Below are 16,222 nucleotides of genomic sequence, written 5' to 3' on the forward strand. Positions count from 1 at the left end.
GTTCATGCCATGTTGGCCCTTCAATGTAGGGTGGTTCGCTTGCGAGCCGCCATGCTTGCGCGGCCACTGGCGGCGGCAGCACTGGTCTGCATGCATGGCGGCTTTCGCTGCGCGAAAACCGCCCTACGGAATTGCCGCAACGTGAATTGGCATCTGGCGGGGCCTGGCTGCTTTACAGCTTATAGCCTTGCTTAAAGGCCGTGCTGCGCCGGCGCGACATTGCCACCCGCATGCCGTTTTGCAGCACCAATACCAGTCCGCCGGCCGGTGACGGCGTCATCTCCTCCACGAAACGCATGTTGACGATCTGGCTGCGGCTGGTGCGCACGAAGCGGGCTGGATCGAGGCGCGCTTCCAGCTGCACCAGGGAGCGCAGCATCAGCGGCCGGTGCTGGTCGAAATAGACGCGGGTGTAATTGCCTTCCGATTCGAACAGCATGATGCGTTCCAGTTCCACGAACCAGCAGCGCTCACCGTCCTGGATAAACACCTTGCCGTCGACGGCTGGCGGCGACGGCAGCGGTTCCTGGTCCCGGGTCTGCTTCGGCTCCGGTTTCGGGTCATGCGCCGAATCCGACGCGGGCGCCCGGATCGATGCCTGGCCCTGGTCCTGACTCGGCGCCGACTTCTCGCCATGGATCTGAACCAGCTTCGGCGCCTGATCCCGCCCCGGCACCGGCGCCGCCTGCACAGCCGCCGCTCCCGCCATACCACGCAGCGCCTTCTGCAGCGCCTGCGCCAGCCGGTCATCCTCGATCGGCTTCAACAAATAGTCCAGCGCATTGACATCGAACGCGCGGATCGCATACCGGTCATAGGCCGTCGTAAAAATCACGGCAGGCGCCACGTCCAGCGCCGCCAATAAATCAAAGCCGCTGCCGTCCGGCATCTGGATATCGAGGAAAATCAGGTCGGGCGCCGCGCCTGCAACCGCCTGCAGCCCCTCGGCCACGTTGGCGGCTTCCGCCACGATCTGGACATCGGCATGCACGCGCAGCATGCGGCGCAATTCGTCGCGCGCCAGGGGTTCGTCGTCAATGATGGCAACCTTCATGCGGGTTCCTGTGGCAAGGTGATGGTGGCGGTGACCCAGCCTGGGGATTCTTCCAGTGTGCAGGCGGCGGCGGGACCAAATTGCAGCACCAGACGCTGGCGCGCATTGGCCAGGCCCACCCGGGTCGAGTCGCTATCAAAGGCCAGTTTGCCCTGGTTGGCGACGCGCACCAGCACGGCGTGTGCCGTGCGTTCAGCGGCAATCCTGACCTGGCACGGCCCGGTGGCGCGCTCCACGCCGTAGCGCACCGCATTTTCCACCAGCGTTTGCAGCACCATCGGCGGCAACAGCGTATCGCCCAGCGCGGGTCCGACTTCCTCGGAAAACTGCAGCCGCTCCCTGAACCGCAACTGCTCCATGTCGAGATAGGCGCGCACGGCGGCCATTTCATCAGCCAGCCGCACGGTGTCGGCATGACCGGCCTGCAGGCTGTGGCGCATCATGCCGGCCAGCCGGTTGATGGCGCGCGCGGCGGCATCGGCGTCCTGGTACACCAGGGCGCGGATGCTGTTCAAGCTGTTGAAGAAGAAATGCGGGTTGACCTGCGATTGCAGCGCGCGCAATTCCGCCTCCTTGACGCTGACTTCGAGCTGCAGCTTTTCCAGTTCGGCTTGCGTCGCGCGCCGCCGAGACAATGCCACGGCATAGCACAGCGTCCAGATCACGAACACGGCGAACCAGATCAGGAACAGTAAAAAGATATTGAACGCCAGCTCGGCGGTGCTGCCCTCAAAGAAGGCGCCGCCACGGAACAGCAAGTCCGATAACAGCAGGAACCCGGTCTGCACCATGGCCAGCAGCAGCAATCCCGCGGCAATGCGGCCAAACGGAAAGCCCCGCTGTCGCACCAGCCAGCCGCGCCGCCGTAACTGGCCGCGCCACAGATGCGACAGTCCCAGGCCGGTGGCGGTGCAAAACAGCTTGGCGACGGCGAAGCGCAGGGCGCTTTGCCAGTCGCCGAACGACGACGACAAGACACTGAACACCGCCAGCGTGCCCCAGCCCACCAGCTGGCAAAACCAGTAATCGCGGTTGGCGGAAGTCCTGAAATTGTTCACGCAGTCGATTCCAAATGAGAGGAAAACCGAATGGTAACAGCACCCAAGGCTGGATTATCATAAGATGCTAACGTCGCCCCCCAGCAGCTGCACCATGAAAATCCTGGAATACGCCGAATTCACCCCGCCCCGCAACAACCCGCAATACGACAAAGTCCTGCAAGCCATCGGGCGCGACGACTTCCGCGCGGCGCAGGTGAAAAAGCTCGTCAATCTCTCGCACGGCAAGTTTTACCGGGCCAAGCTCGATTACGCGGACCGGCTGCTGTTTTCCACCGTGCGCTACCAGGGCGAGGTCTATGCATTGCTGCTGGAAGTGATCGAAAACCACGCGTATGACAAATCGCGCTTCCTGCGCGGCGTGGCGGTCGATGAAGACCGCATCCCGGACATCGAGGCCGCCGAGGCGCAAGCCGGCGCGGAAGCGGTGCGCTACCTGCACCCGCAGCACCGCCGCGTGCACTGGCTCGACAAGGCCATCTCGTTTGACGACGCCCAGCAGGCGGTTTACCAGTTGCCCGCGCCGTTGATCATTGTCGGCAGCGCCGGCAGCGGCAAGACCGCGCTGACCCTTGAAAAAATGAAGCACGCGCAGGGCGACGTGCTGTACGTGACCCACTCGGCCTACCTCGCGCAATCGGCGCGCGACCTGTATTACGCGGATGGTTTTAACAAGGACGGCCAGGCTTGCACGTTCCTGTCGTACCGTGAATTCGTCGAGTCGATCCACGTGCCCACAGGGCGCGAAGCCACCTGGCGCGATTTCTCGGCCTGGTTCGCGCGCGTGCGGCAGCAGTTCAAGGATATCGATGCGCACCAGGCCTTCGAGGAAATCCGCGGCGTCATCGCCGCCGATGCCGAAGGCGTGCTGTCGCGCGAACAGTATTTGCAACTGGGCCAGCGCCAGTCGATCTTCGCCGAGCGCGAACGCACCGCCCTGTACGACTTGTTCGAACGCTATCGCGCCTGGCTGAAGGAGGCGGACCTGTTCGACCTGAACCTGGCCGCCCACGAGCGCCTGCCGCAGGCGGCGGGCCGCTACGACTTCGTCGTCATCGATGAAGTGCAGGACTTCACCATGGTGCAGCTGTCGCTGGTGTTAAAGACGTTGAAAAAGCCGGGCCAGTTCCTGATGTGCGGCGATTCGAACCAGATCGTGCACCCGAATTTCTTTGCGTGGAGCCGCGTGAAAACCCTGTTCTGGCGCGATGCCGCGCTGGCGGACAAGCAGCAGTTGCAAGTGCTGCGCGCGAATTTCAGGAACGGCACGCAAGTCACGCGCGTCGCCAACACGCTGCTGAAGATTAAACACAGCCGCTTCGGCTCGATCGACCGCGAAAGCAATTTTCTGGTCGACGCCGTGGGCGGCGACAACGGCGCCGTTGCGCTACTGGCCGACAGCGCCAAGGTGCGTCGCGATTTGAATACGCAATCGCGCCGCTCCACGCACTTCGCGGTGCTGGTGTTGCGCGACGAGGACAAGCAGGAGGCGAGAAAACAGTTCGACACGCCGCTGATTTTCTCGGTGCACGAAGCCAAGGGGTTGGAATACGACAGCATCGTGCTGTTCCGCTTCGTCTCCGACAACCGGGCCCCGTTTGCCGACATCGCCGATGGCGTGACCATCGCCGACCTCGCGGCGGACGAGCTGCAATATGGCCGCGCGAAAGACAAGGCCGATAAATCGCTGGAGATCTACAAGTTTTATGTGAACGCGCTGTACGTCGCGCTCACGCGCGCGATCCGCAATGTCTACCTGATTGAATCGGACGTGCTGCACCCGTTGCTGCGGTTGCTGGAGATAGCCGATACCGGCGCCGGCGGGCGGGTGGAAGCGCAGGCGTCCAGCCTGGAGGATTGGCAAAAGGAAGCGCGCAAGCTGGCCTTGCAGGGCAAGCAGGAACAGGCCGACGCGATCGAACGCATGATCCTGAAAACCGCGCCGGTGCCGTGGCCCGTGTTCGACGAGCCACGCCTGCGCGACACGCTGCAGAAAGTCTTCATCGACAAGGCGCCCGGCAGCAAATTCAAAAGCCAGCTGTACGACTACGCGCTGGCCTACGACGAACCGATGCTGGCCATCGCGCTGGATGAGGACACCGGTTACGCGCAGGCCGGCAATTTCGCGCAGGCCGGCATCGCCCCCGCGCGCCGCCACTTCCTGCCATACTTTGCGCTCAGCTTTAAAGACATCCTGCGCCAGTGCGACAAGCACGGCGTCGAACACCGCACGCCGATGAACCTGACGCCGCTGATGGCGGCCGCCGCCGCCGGCAACGTACCGCTGGTGGAAGCGCTGCTGGCGCGCGGCGCCGATGTCGAAGCCATCGACCACCTGGGCCGCAACGCGCTGCACTGGGCCCTCATGACGGCGCTGCGCGATCCCGCGTATGCCGAGAAATCGCTGCCGGCCATCTGGCAGCTGGTGGCGCCCAGTTGCATCGACGTGCAGGCCGACGGCCGCCTGGTGCGCATCGAGCGCCACCAGTCCGAATACCTGCTGTTCCAGCTGATGTGGGTACTGTTCAAAGCGTGCTTCGGCAACCTGGAAGGCAACGACCACGGCGCCTTCGACGCCGGCCTGCTGGCGGCGGCACTCGATAAACTGCCGGACGCGGTGGCCGCGCCCGAGCGCAAGAAGCGCGCATACGTTTCCGGCGTGTTGTCACGCAATGAGCGCGACCGCGACTATGCCTACAACCGCCACCTGTTCCTGCGCGTGACCACGGGGCTGTACCAGTTCAATCCTTCCTTGTCAGTGCGGCGGCACGGGCCGGACGGCGAGGCCTGGGTTTCCGTGTTCGCGGTGTTGAACCTGGCGCTGGTCAAGGAGCTGGCGGAGCCGAGTTGGGAGGGGCATATTGATGTGCTGTTGAATGAGGCGGAGTTGCCGGGGGCGGGGGAGGCGATGATGTTTGTGCATCATAAGGAGAAGTGGGGGGAGGCGGAGTGAGTTACCCCACATCCGCGCGGCTACGACCGATCAACTTGCAGCCGCATTCGGTGGTGCTGCCATGTACTGCCACCGGGATGCCATCCACCGTCACGGCATGGTGACCCGTGGTGATTTTGTTGACGCCGTGGGGCTTGCCGCCGGGGTAGAGCTGGGGACAGCTGACTTGATCACCCAGGCGCGCGATGGCTTTGCCGTCAATGTCACGCGTGGGCGAGCCTGAGATGACTTTGCCGCCATGATCGGTGGCGTCACCGACCACGATAATTTTCAGGGACATGTGATGGTTCCTTCGATCCAGGCTGTAACGAGTCAATACGTAGGCGCGCCTTCCGGTTCCGGTGTTAACGCTGCTTCGATACCGTGCCACTCGGGTAGTTGCGCCGGCGGCAGCGGTAACGCTGCATCCAATTGGCCGAACCTGAGGTCGGGATTAATCTCCAGCGCTTTGCTGATATCCCGATAACGGTCGCTGCGAGCAGGATCCGCTGTCAGTCCCAAGGGCTCCAACAACTCCTCGCGGTACTCCGTCCAATACTTTTCGTGAAACACAACAAACAGCACCCTTGCGCAATCTTTATTGCCAAATTTAACGCCATCCTGATAGTGCCGTAATGCGTCCTTCGGACGCTTCTCAATTCCCGCCAAGAAACCTAGTTCATAGGCGGCGGTACCATTCCCTTGAGCATAAGCGCACTCCAGCATTAATTTCCTTTTCTCCAAACGCTCGGCCTGCTGGTATGCCTCAGCTAAAGCCAGTTGGGCCTCCGGGCTTCCCAGCTTTGCTGCTTTTAAATAATAAGCCCAGGCAATTTCCTTATCCTGCGCCACGCCACCATAGCCATACTCGTGAGCCACACCCAGGTCATAAAATCCCCATGCCTGCCCATGTGCCACTGCCTCGCGCTCAATTTCGACAGCTTTTTCTTTGTTCATCGGTAAGACATTATTCGCACGCGTACCGCCAAGACCTTCGAGGTAAAAATGCGCCAGCAATGCTTTGGCGCCCCAATCGCCTTTCTTCGCGGCCTCCTGCACATCCGTCAAAATCCCAACCAATGCGTCGCGGCTTAGCTCCCACTCCCCTTTATCGCGCCATAGCTTACGAGCAGCGATATAGGTCCGATAAGCCTCGCGATCCCGTGTTTTGGGCATTTGGTCGCGCCACCGGGCACAGACCGGGGCCGGGTCGGCTATATTAAATGGCGTCAGGTAGCTTGGCATTTTGTGCATGGCGTGGGACTCGATCAATTTGAAAAGACTAACCACTGCGATGAAACAAGCGCACAGAAAAACTCCCCATACTATCCGTCGCTTGGAGGGGGCCGAAGACGTCATACCAACGGTCCTCCTGGTTTACGGTCCACATAGAACGCAACCAGCTGACCATCCAGTGGGACACCATTATTTTTACGCGCCAAATTACGTTTGGCCATCTCAGTCCATGTTATATAAGCATCGTCCATATCACCAAATTGCGATGGTCCAGGATCGCCGGTGCACTGAGCGAACAATTCACACCTCAGCTGGTATGCAACATCCTTGGCCTGGCTTAGGACATTGAGTTCGCTATCGATGGCCAGACTGCGCAAGTTGAGGTTGGCCGACCCGACGGTGAATGCAGAGTCATCAACAATCGCCACCTTCGAATGGATGTAGATCTCCTCATATTCCGACGGCAGCAACTTGGCCCTGTCCGAACGCGCACATGTCCACAGGGAGCCCACTACCACATTAATTCCACTACGCGACAACTCCTCCGGCGTCAGCGGCTTCTCCATCACCCCCTGTTGAAAACGCTTCTGGTTCAAGACATGAATGACAGGCATCGCCTGGCTGTATCCCATGCGGTAAATCACGTCATACGTGGGCAAATCCATGCCAGCACGCTCAGGTGTAGAGGTCAGCATGAAGAAATAAAGCGGCGCCTTATATCCCACAAGCCGCTTCTCCCTGATGCACTCCATCAAATACTCGGACCAGTCTTTATATTGAACGTACTGATTCTGAATAAACATGTAGTGGTGCGTTAATCGCGTCAAGTTCGCATAGCATTCCTTGATCGTCTTTTCCTTATGCAGTGGCTGCGTCCTGAGCAATTGCATACTATGCTGGAAATTCCCACTCGCGAACGCTTTCGGGGGAATGTGGCTGCGTTGCCGAGCCAACGTTTCACTTGCTCCTGGCTGGAGATGATCTCCAATGGCCTGAGTAAAACGCAAAAGAACTTCGGCAATGGTGTCCCTTGCCGCTGTCCATACTGTCCCTTCAGCCAAGGAAGCTTGCCGCTTGGATTCACCCCATGCTTGGCAAAAATTATGATTCAAGTCGTAGAGCACGGGGCCACATACGCGGCACGATACGTCCTGATATGGCATGGCGGTAAATGCATGCCGGTCGAGAAACAACTGGACTGCACGCTCTTTCTGCTGGATTTCATACTCGGTTGGCGTGTATGTTCCCCCGGATGTTGGCGTCAGGTCCGGTCCTTGATTCCACGCGTCTACAGGGTTCTTTCGATAGAAGCGCTCACGCCTGGGATCCTGGAATTTGTGCTCTTTGGTATCCCAGTAATCCGTGATGGAATTGTGTCCCATCACATAGCCGATTGCGGCTTGCCGGCGCTCATAATCAATCAGCACCATCTTCTGGTGGTGCGTAGCAAACAGCATGGACGCCAGGGCTGTTGGATTACGCGGCGGGGACTCATCGTTCAGAGACTGGTCAAGCAGACTAACGGGAATTCCCCTGACCCGCAGCTCGATATTTGGCATTTTCCCCGTCAACACGTTCTTGAACCACTCAACGTTGTAGTTCTGGTGCTGTGTACTGTAATAGTGGCTGATCTGGGCAACAAAATGCGTCAGCCAGGAACCGTAATATCCTGGCATGTTTCTGACACCGAGATGCGTGAGCACACTGTCATGCCAAATAATGAGACGCACCTTCACCGGGTGAGCAGGATCTGAGGCAACTTTATTCAGCAATTCGCCATAACGTATGCCGTCGTGCGCGGATTTGCCACGCACCAGCACCATGCCCGGATCAAAGCCCCAGGTAATGATGTCCACGCTGCTCTTGGCCGCTTCCACGTCACGCGCAATCTGACCAAAGACCCGTTCGCCGCATACCAGCGGTTCGATGCGGCAACCGTGCCGTACGGGATACGTTGGCTCTGGAGTCTTGACCCACCAAGGCAACGACAAGGATTGATACGGCCCCATATCGCGACTGTAATAAACATTGTCCTCATACAGCGCAGCGTTACTGTTCATCCGCCCCATCGCTCTCGTCCTCCCGTGTCATTGGATTAGCTTCGATACGGTCCTGCTCTTTTGCAAGACACTCATCGACAATCGATCCTCCTGGGTTGCAATAGCCGTGATATCCCATCCCGGCATTCAACTTGTGCTGTTCGGCCATTTCGTCCGGGACGATTTCATAACGCTGGCCGCCAGCAAGTTCGATGTGATAGGTCGCGCCCTCCTCTAAATCATGTTCGAACTTCAGCGTCCCTTCGTCATCGAATTTGGTTATTTCCAGCAATGCGCCATCCTTGAACAACTTGCATGGCCAACCGTTGCAAGCCCGTCCACTGGCACCAGGATGCGTCCCCAAGTGCAGCGCCCCCTTCCCCTTCAACTTCCCCAACGGCGGCATCACCAAATCCACATCACTATTCTTCGGCCCCACGAAACTATGCCGCGCCGCATGCCCCACGAAATTCCCATTCGTCCCCTGCTCAATCCCGCCTGCGCTGAATTTCAAATAGCTCCCACCACCATTAATCACCACCTCCTCCTTGGCGGTGATGAGAATCCGGTTAGCCGACTGAGAGATTTCCAGCTTGGATAGCAGACGAATGTTGTCCGTTAGCGCCTGTATTTCGATGTCGCCCGCAGCCGCCACCAGCTTCATGCCGGCCTGCTGCACAAATAACCGCAGCGAGCGCTTAACGGAGGCAAACAAGCTCTCCCCGCTGGCCAGCGACATGCTCTTGCCGCAACTTAGCGCAGTATGCTGATCGCTGGCGATATGGGTACTACCAGCGGTACTGCTGGCGATACCTGCCGGGCTGGCAAACACCAGGTGCGATGCCAAGACCTTTCCATCCTTGCCTTTGATTGCGTGCTGTTGGGTTTCCAGCGCCTTTACGGCATCGGCCTGTTGCCGGGCAGCGGCGCCGTCGTGCGGTTGCGCAAGCTCCGCCAGGCCGGCATGGCTGGCCTGCGCGCGATCGAGGCGCATCGCGGTTTCTTCCATGCTGGCGGTTTGCGAACGTGCAGCGGTGCGTTCCTCTGTGCTGACCAGCATGCCCCTCCCCGCCCGCAGCACCCCATGCCCGTCCGTCCGCAACTCAAACCCATCCCCCCGCGCCTCGCCCCGCCCGGCAGCACTCTCCACACGCACGATATGCCCCAGCGCCAACTGGCTATGCAAGTGATCACTGCGCAACTGCGCCTGCAACTGGTCCCGCGTGTCATCCATCACCAGCTGATTACCGCGCGAACCACCCAACTCCCTGCTCCGCCACCCCGACAGCGCCTTCTGCCCGTCCAGCGCCCACGGTGGTGAATGCGTCCCGTTATAAACCACCCCCGTCACAATCGGATGATCCACATTCCCATTCATGAACTGCACCACCACCTCCTGTCCCACCCGCGGCAACCCGATCTGCCCGAACTGCGAACCGGCCACCGGCATCGCCACCCGGATCCACGGCGAACTGCAGCCATTGATGCCACCCACGCGATCCCAGTGAAACCGCAGCTTGATGCGGCCCAGGCCATCGGTGTGGATTTCTTCCCCGTCAGGCCCCGCCACGATGGCGGTCTGCACACCGGGGTCGGGACAAGGCTGGCTGTGGTATCCCAGCCCCGGCGCCCAGCGCCGCTCCAGCCGGATGCAGGTGAAGTGATTCGTGTAGCGCGAATGCGCGTGGCTGCCATCCTGGTAGTTGTTGCTGGCGCGATGCTCCACCGACAGGATCAGGTAATTGCGCTCGTCGCGCGACCGCTCGCCCAGTTCCCGTGGCGCGGCGCCGCTGAAGTGCTCTTCGAGTTTGAACCTGCGTCCCGGCTGCGCGCTACGGTCGTTGCCGGACGCTTCGAAGACCTGGTACATCGCTTCGCGCTCGTCACTGCGGCGCTGCGCCAGTGGTTCGCCTTCGCGCCAGCCCCGGAATGCCCTGGCGCCCGCATACGCATGCATTTCATGCTCGAACAGGTCGCCCTGCGGGTGGCGGGCATGTGCCGAGATCCGCTGCGGCCTCGGGTCCTTGTAGTCGAAGGTGGACAAGGTCAGCTTGCTGGCGCCAATGCGGCGCACCGCCTGCCATTGGTGGATGCTGTCGTCCTCTTTCGAGCCCGCTTCGCTGCGGAACGGCATGCCGTCCGGCGCCAGCGTGCCGTCGCGCGCATCAATCGCGTTGGCCTGCACCGAGTAATCACTGAGCCATAAGGTGTGGCCATTGGCGCGGTGTTCGTACCAGTAATACCAGCCCCGCGCTTCCCAGCGCCGATGCAGGTGGTTATAGTCAGTTTCGTTGTACTGGTTGGCGCAGGTGATCGCCGGATCGTCGTAGAACAAGTGTATGTTCCAGTCATGCTGCACGCAGTGGCGCAAGGTCAGTTCCGTGATCTCGCTGAGCGTGCGGCCATGGAAGCTGAAGCAATCCTGGCGCAGCCGGGTGAACGCCATCCACGGCTCCAGCACCATGCGGTACTTCACCAGGCCGCCGTCCGCGCCCAGCAGGCAAAATTCCGTCACGTACCCATTGAAATGGCGCTGCGACCCGTCATCGCGCACCAGTGAAATGGTGACCATCTTGCCCATCATGGCCGTCAGCGCGATATGCGCATCGTCCGACAACAGTTCCGCCTCGTAGCGAAAGCTGCGTGACAATTCTTCGCGCGCATGCAGGGAATTGACCAGCAGTACCGCATACTCCGGCCCGTCGCCACGGGGAAAATCCATCGTCAGCAAGCGGCCGTGCTGGCTGTCGCCATCGAGCACCGACTGTATCCACGTTCTTGCTCCGTCCATGCAGGGCTCCCTGGAAATTTCCAATAGGAATCAGGGGGCCAGTATGCTGTTCATGTCCTTCAGGCAATTTGCGCTAAAGCAAGGGGCGGAATGGCTGCGGCAGCGACGCCACAATTTCAGGAATCAAACGACTCGCTGGGTCATGAGCGCGCATCGAGCAACCGCCCCCAGTCCGGTGCGGCCTCCATGTCGAAAAACCACGCGCCTTCGCGGTCCCGCTCGTCATCTGGCAAGGCATAGCGGGCCAGCTTCGCCTGTAGCTTGCCGATATCGCTGAAGGCCTCCAGCTGGCCCGCCGCAATGCGGACCTTCGCCTGCACTTCCAGCACATCCTGGCGCAGCGTGTGGATCGCGCCGGCCGGCGTGATGTCATCGAGCGGCAAGTCCCATTCTTCCGCCAGCCGCAACAACAGGCTGAACAGCACGGCCGACACCGCGCTCAATTCACGCCGAGCCAGGCTGCAATAAGTGTCGAGCGCCACCTCGTCCAGCGCCGCCAGGCCTGCCTTGTCATGCCAGACTTCACGCAGCATCCACAGCGTTTGCGCATGGTCGGCCACTGGCGGTGGCAGCGCCTCAGGTACGGCGGGCGGCGGGATATGCACGATGCCGGATGCGGCAAAGACATCTTCTTCATCCCACAACGTTTCTTCGCCACCGCGCACCACGTCATGCTTGTCCAGTAAATCCGCCATGACGCCATCGTCTTCCAGCATCAGCACCTGTTCGGCAAAGGAACAAATCAGCCAGGACAGTTTAATGCGTTCCAGTTCGGTCAATGCGGGATTGCTGTGGGCCGCGTCGAAACACAAAGCCAGTTGCATCAGATACCGGTTCAACTCCCGCCTGGCCGGCTGCAATTCCCACGCCGCCACACGGCGCACGGCGGCGCGCTGGTCGGTCCACTGCGCGGCCAGCAAGGTGGTCCGGTACAACTTGCGCATCACGCGGTCAAAGCGGCAATGCGTGCGCGATGGCGGCGGTGGCGCAACCAGCGCCAGGTGAACCGGGTGCAATGGTGGATGTGACATGAGCGTGTCCTCCAGGGCGGGAAACCGCGATGGTGGCACGCCGGTGGGCGCCGGCTTTGACAGGCCTCATCCGGCCCTGCTCAACGCCCTGTCAAATGCAGGAAATGGTCAAGGATATGGAAATGATCGTCGTACAGCTGGTCTTCCATCTCCGCCAGCCGTGCGATGGAAAACCATCGCGCCTCGGCAGCATCATCCGCCCCCTTTACTTCCGGCAAATGGTCGAGCCGCAAATCAAAATGGTGCGCATGCGTGATGGTGCGGCCGCGCTGGCTGCGCTCCGGGTGGTCGAACACCTGCACGCCCACCAGCGCTTCCTCCACCGTGGACGGCAGCAAGGCCAGCTCGGTTTCTTCCCGCAGTTCGCGCAGCGCCCCTTGCAGCAAGCGTTCGCGCTGTTCCAGGTAGCCGCCCGGCAGCGCCCATAAACCCTTTCCGGGCGCGCCGCCACGGCGGATCAGCAACACGTGGCCGGCGGTTTGCACCACCGCATCGACTGTTGAAAAAATCGGCGGATAGGGTGCGCATGCCCAGGCCGTCCGGGTCTGGACAATCACCGCATGTTCTTCGGCCAGCCGTTCGCAGTGCGGCAGCAGGACCCATGCCTTCAAGTATTGCAGCACGGCGGGCGGCACTTCGCTGGCCAGCGCATCGAGCGCGGGACCGGTATGCTCCGCTTCAAACAGCACGCGGCGCAGCGCCGTGGCGTCCACGCTCCCTTCACGCGCCGCTTCCACCAATTGCCATTGCGGGAAATGGTTCAGGTAGTAACTGGAATCATCCTTGAAGTGGCCGACCAGTGCGATTTCCGCGCCCTCGTCCACCAGCGCTTCCACGTCCTGCTGCACGCGGGCGGCCCAGCGCTCATCGTCAAAGTAATCGCGCATGGGAACGAAGGTCACGCAGGCGCGCGCCTCCTCCGTCAGCGATGCCGTAATCATCGCCACGCGCTCGTCAAACGTGAAGGGATTTTTTGCGCTGCGGGCGCGGCGGGCGGAGCCGATCACCACCGCCACTTTCGGCGCGCACGTCAGCGCCTGGCGCAGCAAGGCGGCGTGGCCGTTGTGCCACGGCTGGAAGCGGCCGATGACTACCGCCAGTTCAATCGGTAAAGGCGCCGTCGTCATTCAAATTCTCCTGCAAATTTCGCCGCAATCGGCAATTGCCGTCCGCTGCCGAATGCGCGGGCGCGCACGCGGATAATCGGTGGCGCCTGGCGGCGCTTGTATTCATTGCGCGCCACCAGCGACAGGATACGCCGGACCAGCGCGCGGCCGTCGTCCGTTTGACGCAGCTGTTCGACCAGCGCGCTCGCTTGCGTCCACTCATCGGCGCCGAGGCGCTGGCCCTCGATGTGCCATTTCAGGATCTCATCGAGCACGTCATACGGCGGCAGGCTGTCCGTATCGCGCTGGCCCGGCGCCAGTTCGGCCGAGGGCGGCTTTTCCAGCACGGCGGCGGGAATCACTTGCCGCTTCGCCACCGCATTCACGTATTGCGCCAGTGCATACACTTCGGTCTTGTACAAATCGCCGATCAGCCCCAGGCCGCCATTGGTGTCGCCATACAAGGTGCAATAGCCGACCGAGATTTCGCTCTTGTTGCCGGTGGTCAGCAGCAGCGCGCCGTGCGCATTCGAGTATTCCATCAGGATCGTGCCACGGATGCGCGCTTGCAGGTTTTCCAGCGGTAAGCCCTGTAATGGCTGGCCGAACGCCTGCTGGTAGCCCTGCGCATAGGTTTCCACGAGCGCGGCGATCGGGTGCGTGTGCAGGCGCACGCCCAGCGCATCGCACAGCACTTGCGAGTCCGACACGGAGCCGGTGCTGGAGCATGCGGACGGCATGGTGATCGCCGTGACATTGTCCGCCCCCAGCGCCTCGGCGGCGAGGGCGATCGTGAGCGCGGAATCGATGCCGCCGGACGAACCGATGACGGCTTGCGTAAAACCGCAGCGGCGGGCGTAGTCGCGCAGGCCCAGCACAATCTGCCGGTGGTAAAACGCGGCAGGCGCCTCTGTGCCGCCAACCAGGGCGGACGCCGCTCCGGCATGAAACGCCCCGCCATCAAAGCCGACCAGGCGCAACTCTTCCTCGAACTGGCGGCAAGTAAACGTCACGCCCTGCTGTGGCGTGACGCCAAACGACGCGCCATCGAACACCAGCTGGTCTTGCCCGCCCACCTGGTTGACGAACAGGATGGCAAAACCGTGGTTCTTGGCCGCCTCGCCAAACAGCGCGTGGCGCTGCGCCACCTTGCCGAGGTTGCTGGGGCTGGCGTTGATGCTGATGACCAGTTCCGGCTGTTCCTGGCGCAGCGCGGCGAACGGATTCACCGCATAGTCGCGGCCGGCGTCGTTCCAGCCGTCTTCACACACCAGGAAGCCGACTTTATGGCCATGCAGCTGCAGCACGCAGGCGCGTTCCGGGCCGGGCTCGAAGTGGCGGACTTCGTCGAAGACGCCGTAGGTCGGCAGCAATTGCTTGTAATACTCGGCGATGATGGCGCCGTTGCGGATCGCCAGCAGCGCGTTGTGCAGCGGTTTGCCGGGGCCCTGGTTGGGGCGGGCGACGCCGACGATGCTGGTCAGGTGCGGGTATTGCCGGGAATGCTGGACGATACGCGCCAGGCTTTGCGCCATGGCGCGCAGGAAAGCCGGGTCTTCCAGCAGGTCGCCGGGGTAATAGCCGCAAATCGATAATTCGGGAAACACCACCATGTCGGCCCGGGATTGCGCGGCTTGCTGCATGGCGGACAGCATGGCTTTGGTGTTGCCTTCAAAGTCGCCAACAGTCGGGTTTTGTTGGGCGATGGCTATGCGTAACATTTTTGACTCCGGTTGGGGTGCCGGGCGGGCTTACGGGGATGCTGGCGGCCCGTCGTGGTTGAAAACTTGCCGCAGGTAAGCGAGGAAGGTCTCGTCCTTGCACAGCGTTTTGCCTGCGGCGTCGGACAGTTTCGCCACCGGCTGGCCGTTGCAGCTCATGAGCTTCATGACGATGTTCAGCGGCGTCAGGCCCACGTCATTGCTGAGGTTGGTGCCGATGCCGAACCCTGTCATGGTGCGGTCAGCGAAGTGGCGGTACAGTGCAAACGCTTGCTCGAGGCCGAGTCCGTCGGAAAACACCAGGCGCTTGGTGTGCGCATCGAGCCGCAGTTTGGCATAGTGCGCCAATGCCTTTTCGCCCCATTCGACCGGATCGCCGGAATCGTGGCGCAAGCCGTCGAACAGCTTGGCGAAATACAGGTCGAAGTCGGCCAGGAAGGCGTCCATGCCCACCACGTCCGTCAGCGCGATCCCAAGGTCGCCCCGGAATTCCTGCACCCAGCCTTCCAGCGCGGCTTGCTGGAAATCGCGCAGGCGCACGCCGAACGACTGGTAGCTTTGCAGGTATTCGTGCGCCATGGTGCCGATCGGCACCAGACCATACTGCTTCGCCAGGTACACGTTCGACGTGCCTTTGAACCATTGCGGCGCTTCCCGCGCCAGGGTCGCCACGACTTCTTCATGCCACGCGCCGCTGTAGCGCCGCCGCAAGCCGAAATCAAAGAATTCAAACGGATGGCGGCACGGCGGCGCTTCGCCAAAGGCGCGCAGCCGCGCCAGCTTGGCCGACAGCCGGCGCCGCCCTTCCGCCAGCGCGGCTTCCGCATCAAAACGGCGGAAATACAGTTCGTTGACGATGTACAGCACGTAGATTTCAAAGCCCATCACGTGCACTTGCGGGCCGCGCGCCACGATCGCCAGCGTGCCGCCCTGCACCGCCACGTCGATGAAGCGGCGCTGGAAGCGGAACACCGTCAAAAAATCGATGAAATCGCTTTTGAGGTAGCGCAGGCCGCGCAGGTACGCCAGCTCATCGTCCGTGAACGACAAGGTGCACAGGTGGTCCAGTTCCCGTTCCACATCGGCTTGCAGTTCGGCCAGTGGATACGCCGGTGTATTGCGGCAATGGAACGCGTACTCTGTCTGCGCGCCCGGGTGGCTGTGCAACAGCGCCTGCCACATGGTGAATTTGTATAAATCGTTTTCCAGCAGGCTGCGGACTATATTCACGACTGGCTCCTATCTTCTGTTTGC

The 16,222-nt window shown here is 61.3% G+C and carries 11 protein-coding genes; 1 reads left to right on the plus strand and 10 read right to left on the minus strand.

Going from position 1 to position 16,222, the window contains the following annotated elements; genetic code table 11:
* Positions 1 to 172: 172 nt before the first annotated feature.
* Entirely contained in the window at positions 173 to 1,054 is an 882-nt protein-coding gene (locus AC1RRC_RS11265) for a LytR/AlgR family response regulator transcription factor (RefSeq protein ID WP_493055558.1), read from the minus strand.
* Positions 1,051 to 2,112, minus strand: coding sequence for a sensor histidine kinase (locus AC1RRC_RS11270; protein WP_493055559.1), 1,062 nt, complete (start codon positions 2,110 to 2,112; stop codon positions 1,051 to 1,053). Before AC1RRC_RS11270 ends, AC1RRC_RS11265 begins: the two co-directional genes overlap by 4 nt.
* A gap of 94 nt (positions 2,113 to 2,206) precedes the next feature.
* Between AC1RRC_RS11270 and AC1RRC_RS11275 the strand changes: the two genes are divergently transcribed.
* Complete coding sequence (locus tag AC1RRC_RS11275; protein WP_493055560.1) at positions 2,207 to 5,065, plus strand: UvrD-helicase domain-containing protein; 2,859 nt, start codon at positions 2,207 to 2,209, stop codon at positions 5,063 to 5,065.
* A gap of 1 nt (position 5,066) precedes the next feature.
* On the opposite strand, the gene AC1RRC_RS11280 is transcribed toward AC1RRC_RS11275, so the two are convergent.
* From AC1RRC_RS11280 to pncB, 8 genes are all read right to left on the minus strand, one after another.
* Positions 5,067 to 5,345, minus strand: a complete 279-nt coding sequence (locus tag AC1RRC_RS11280) for a PAAR domain-containing protein (protein WP_493055561.1) — start codon at positions 5,343 to 5,345, stop codon at positions 5,067 to 5,069.
* A 32-nt stretch (positions 5,346 to 5,377) separates the two neighbouring features.
* Positions 5,378 to 6,220, minus strand: coding sequence for an SEL1-like repeat protein (locus AC1RRC_RS11285; RefSeq protein ID WP_493055562.1), 843 nt, complete (start codon positions 6,218 to 6,220; stop codon positions 5,378 to 5,380).
* Positions 6,221 to 6,399: 179 nt separating this feature from the next.
* Complete coding sequence (locus tag AC1RRC_RS11290) at positions 6,400 to 8,340, minus strand: phospholipase D-like domain-containing protein (RefSeq protein WP_493055563.1); 1,941 nt, start codon at positions 8,338 to 8,340, stop codon at positions 6,400 to 6,402.
* Positions 8,330 to 11,110 carry a type VI secretion system Vgr family protein gene (locus tag AC1RRC_RS11295; protein ID WP_493055564.1) on the minus strand — a complete coding sequence of 927 codons (2,781 nt, stop codon included), beginning with the start codon at positions 11,108 to 11,110 and terminating at the stop codon, positions 8,330 to 8,332. Before AC1RRC_RS11295 ends, AC1RRC_RS11290 begins: the two co-directional genes overlap by 11 nt.
* Before the next feature lie 140 nt (positions 11,111 to 11,250).
* Positions 11,251 to 12,141 carry a hypothetical protein gene (locus tag AC1RRC_RS11300; protein WP_493055565.1) on the minus strand — a complete coding sequence of 297 codons (891 nt, stop codon included), beginning with the start codon at positions 12,139 to 12,141 and terminating at the stop codon, positions 11,251 to 11,253.
* An 80-nt stretch (positions 12,142 to 12,221) separates the two neighbouring features.
* On the minus strand, positions 12,222 to 13,268 hold the full coding sequence (locus tag AC1RRC_RS11305) for a bifunctional nicotinamide-nucleotide adenylyltransferase/Nudix hydroxylase (RefSeq protein ID WP_493055566.1): 1,047 nt from the start codon (positions 13,266 to 13,268) through the stop codon (positions 12,222 to 12,224).
* Entirely contained in the window at positions 13,265 to 14,968 is a 1,704-nt protein-coding gene (locus AC1RRC_RS11310; RefSeq protein ID WP_493055567.1) for an NAD+ synthase, read from the minus strand. The genes AC1RRC_RS11305 and AC1RRC_RS11310 overlap by 4 nt, the downstream gene beginning before the upstream one ends.
* Positions 14,969 to 14,998: 30 nt before the next feature.
* A complete protein-coding gene (gene pncB / locus AC1RRC_RS11315) occupies positions 14,999 to 16,198 on the minus strand; it encodes a nicotinate phosphoribosyltransferase (protein WP_493055568.1) in 1,200 nt (399 codons plus the stop codon).
* Positions 16,199 to 16,222 lie beyond the last annotated feature (24 nt).

Source organism: Pseudoduganella sp. GW821-FHT12E03, from assembly GCF_058807115.1.

Excerpts from the sequence above, each read along its gene's own strand:
- AC1RRC_RS11265 (WP_493055558.1), bottom strand. The coding sequence starts at position 1,054 with ATGAAGGTTGCCATCATTGACGACGAACCCCTGGCGCGCGACGAATTG.
- AC1RRC_RS11275 (WP_493055560.1), top strand. The coding sequence starts at position 2,207 with ATGAAAATCCTGGAATACGCCGAATTCACCCCGCCCCGCAACAACCCG.
- AC1RRC_RS11280 (WP_493055561.1), bottom strand. The coding sequence starts at position 5,345 with ATGTCCCTGAAAATTATCGTGGTCGGTGACGCCACCGATCATGGCGGC.
- AC1RRC_RS11285 (WP_493055562.1), bottom strand. The coding sequence starts at position 6,220 with ATGCCCAAAACACGGGATCGCGAGGCTTATCGGACCTATATCGCTGCT.
- AC1RRC_RS11290 (WP_493055563.1), bottom strand. The coding sequence starts at position 8,340 with ATGAACAGTAACGCTGCGCTGTATGAGGACAATGTTTATTACAGTCGC.
- AC1RRC_RS11295 (WP_493055564.1), bottom strand. The coding sequence starts at position 11,110 with ATGGACGGAGCAAGAACGTGGATACAGTCGGTGCTCGATGGCGACAGC.
- AC1RRC_RS11300 (WP_493055565.1), bottom strand. The coding sequence starts at position 12,141 with ATGTCACATCCACCATTGCACCCGGTTCACCTGGCGCTGGTTGCGCCA.
- AC1RRC_RS11305 (WP_493055566.1), bottom strand. The coding sequence starts at position 13,268 with ATGACGACGGCGCCTTTACCGATTGAACTGGCGGTAGTCATCGGCCGC.
- AC1RRC_RS11310 (WP_493055567.1), bottom strand. The coding sequence starts at position 14,968 with ATGTTACGCATAGCCATCGCCCAACAAAACCCGACTGTTGGCGACTTT.